This window comes from Streptomyces macrosporus, assembly GCF_039533145.1.
GTDB lineage: Bacteria > Actinomycetota > Actinomycetes > Streptomycetales > Streptomycetaceae > Streptomyces > Streptomyces macrosporus.
The window spans coordinates 1-2,563 of record NZ_BAAASZ010000048.1 but is presented as its reverse complement, the minus strand read 5'-3'; the positions used below and the strand labels follow the sequence as shown (position 1 = coordinate 2,563).

The following is a 2,563-nucleotide window of genomic DNA, read 5'->3' as shown; positions in this document are numbered from 1 at the left end:
GGCGCAGGTCGGCGGAGGCGGTGTCGGTGACCACCCGCCGATCCGACTCCAACTCCGCGATCCGCCGCTCCAACTCGTCCGACGGCGACAGCAGCGCGCGCGCCACTGCCCGGTCCACGTGGCTCAGCCCGCGCACCAGCCAGGGCAGGACGGGCCAGGCGACGAAGAGGGAGACGAAGGTCACGGCGAAGGTGGTGACGCCCCACGGGAGGCGGATGAAGGAGTAGAGGGCGTGCCGCCAGCCGACCGGGTCCTTCAGGCTCGTCCACAGCCAGGAGAAGAAACCGCCGTGCGTCCGGTGCCGGATCGGCGTCGGCTCGTCGATCCGCACCCCCAGCAGCGCCCGGGCGCGGGCGCGTTCCAGCCTGCCGAACAGACGGCAGCCCCCCAGCCCGAGCGCCAGCACCGGCAGCCCGACCACCGTGACCGACAGCAGCGCGCCGCAGAAGACCCACACGCAGACGTAGACGAAGCCGACGACGTCCATCGGCAGGTTGAGCAGGAGGTGCGTGATCTCCTTCACGGTCGGCGCCCCGAGCGGGGGCCGCGGCGGGGGCAGCCGACCGCCGTCGTGGCCGCTGCCGTGGCCGCCGTCGTGGTCGCTGCCGTGGCCGCCGTCGTGGTCGCCGTGGTCGCCGTGCCCGTCGTCGGAGCCGGGGGCGCGGACGGTGCGGGAAGTGCGGGAGGCGCGCGTACCGTGCGGGCCGTCGCGCCGTGCGCGGTCGGAGGTCGTGGGGCTCGCGGTCATGGGCCCAGACTGCCGTGGGCGGGGACGCGCCGCCATGGGGTGCGCGGGACGGGGCGGAGGGGGGCTGTCCCCACCCCGTCCGGACGGGGCGGTCCCTCCGGCGGGCACAGGGCCTAGACTCGCCTTCCGACGGAGTGCTGCACTGACGCGAACACCACCGAGCGAGGGACGGACGTGCCGGACTACTTCCACGGCTACGCGGTCGTCGGGCTGGTCGCGGTCCTCGGGGTGCTCTTCGTGGCCCTGGCCTTCGGCGCCGGACGGCTGCTGCGGCCGGTGGTGCCGACGCCCGAGAAGCTGCTGACGTACGAGTGCGGGGTCGACCCCGTCGGGGAGGGCTGGGCGCACACCCAGGTCCGCTACTACGTGTACGCCTTCCTCTACGTCGTCTTCGCCGTCGACTCGATCTTCCTCTTCCCCTGGGCGACGGTCTTCGCGGCACCCGGCTTCGGCGGGGTGACACTGGTGGAGATGTTCGTCTTCCTCGGCTTCCTGGCCGTGGGACTGCTCTACGCATGGAAGAAGGGCGTCCTGGCATGGACGTGACCCCCCGCCCCGCCGGCCCGCGGCCCGTGGACCTGCCGGAGCCCCGCCGCCTGGGCGGGCTGGCCCGGCTGGCCCCGGAGCCGATGAAGGTGGTCCTGAACTGGGGCCGCCGCTACAGCCTGTGGGTCTTCAACTTCGGGCTCGCCTGCTGCGCGATCGAGTTCATCGCCGCGTCGATGTCCCGCCACGACTTCATCCGCCTCGGCGTCATCCCCTTCGCGCCGGGCCCGCGCCAGGCCGACCTGATGGTCGTCTCGGGCACGGTCACCGACAAGATGGCCCCGGCGGTCAAGCGGCTCTACGAGCAGATGCCCGAGCCGAAGTACGTGATCTCCTTCGGCGCCTGCTCCAACTGCGGCGGCCCCTACTGGGACTCGTACTCCGTCACCAAGGGCGTGGACCAGATCATCCCGGTCGACGTCTACGTGCCCGGCTGCCCGCCGCGGCCCGAGGCGCTCCTCCAGGGCATCCTCAAGCTCCAGGAGAAGATCGCCCACGAGTCCCCGGCCGAGCGGTACGGGAGCGCCCCCGTGCCGTCCGCACCGTCCAAGGCCGCCCTGACCAGCGGCCCGGTCGCCCCGCCCCCGGCCCCGGGCACGGCAGCGGGGGAGGAGCGCGCGTGACCGGACCGAACCCGTCCGCCGTCGGATGGCTGCCGCGGCCGGCCGAGGAGGTCTTCGGCGAGGGCGCGAGCGCCTCGGAGGCGTACGAGCTGCTGACCGTCGACGTGCCGGCCGAGCGCTGGATCGAGGCGCTGACGGCCGCGCGCGACGAGCTGGGCTGCACCTACTTCGACTGGCTGAGCGCCGTGGACGAGCCGGGCACCGGCTTCCGGGTCTGCGCGCACCTGGCCGCGCTGGGCACACCGGTACGGCGGCTGCTGGTGCGGACCACCGTGCCGCACGAGGCGCCCGAGCTGCCCACCGCGATCGGGGTGTACGCCGGGGCGGACTGGCACGAGCGGGAGACGCGCGAGATGTTCGGCGTCGTCTTCACCGGCCACCCGAACCCGGCGCCGCTGCTGCTGCCCGACGGCTTCGAGGGGCATCCGCTGCGGAAGGACTTCGTGCTGGCGGCCCGCGTCGCCAAGGCGTGGCCCGGGGCCAAGGAGCCCGGGGAGTCCGGCGCGGGCGGCCCGAAGCGGCGGCAGACGCTGCCGCCGGGCGTGCCCGACCCCAACGAGTGGGGGCCGCTCAAGGGGCAGCTTCCCCCGGCCCCCGCCCGACCGGCCCGCGGCCGTGCGGCGGCGGGCGCGGGCGCGGGCGCGGC

At 74.6% G+C, this 2,563-nt stretch carries 4 protein-coding genes; 3 read left to right on the top strand and 1 reads right to left on the bottom strand.

The annotated features are described in order from the left end of the window. A partial coding sequence (locus ABD335_RS27600) for a sensor domain-containing protein (protein WP_344328368.1) occupies nucleotides 1-748 on the bottom strand: 748 nt, incomplete at its 3' end. Between the two features lie 174 nt (nucleotides 749-922). Between ABD335_RS27600 and ABD335_RS27595 the strand changes: the two genes are divergently transcribed. The 3 genes from ABD335_RS27595 to ABD335_RS27585 all read left to right on the top strand — a co-directional run. Then, nucleotides 923-1,294: an NADH-quinone oxidoreductase subunit A gene (locus ABD335_RS27595; RefSeq protein ID WP_344328365.1), complete on the top strand. Its 372-nt coding sequence runs from the start codon at nucleotides 923-925 to the stop codon at nucleotides 1,292-1,294. Further along, the gene (locus ABD335_RS27590; protein ID WP_344328362.1) at nucleotides 1,285-1,917 is read left to right on the top strand and encodes an NADH-quinone oxidoreductase subunit B; all 633 of its coding nucleotides are present in this window, start codon (nucleotides 1,285-1,287) and stop codon (nucleotides 1,915-1,917) included. The genes ABD335_RS27595 and ABD335_RS27590 overlap by 10 nt, the downstream gene beginning before the upstream one ends. Then, nucleotides 1,914-2,563: NADH-quinone oxidoreductase subunit C (locus ABD335_RS27585; protein WP_344328360.1), on the top strand; the 650-nt coding region annotated here is incomplete at its 3' end. The genes ABD335_RS27590 and ABD335_RS27585, both read left to right, overlap by 4 nt.

What these genes read in the sequence shown, in the direction of transcription:
- ABD335_RS27590 (WP_344328362.1), top strand. Translation starts at nt 1,285, where the DNA reads ATGGACGTGACCCCCCGCCCCGCCGGCCCGCGGCCCGTGGACCTGCCG.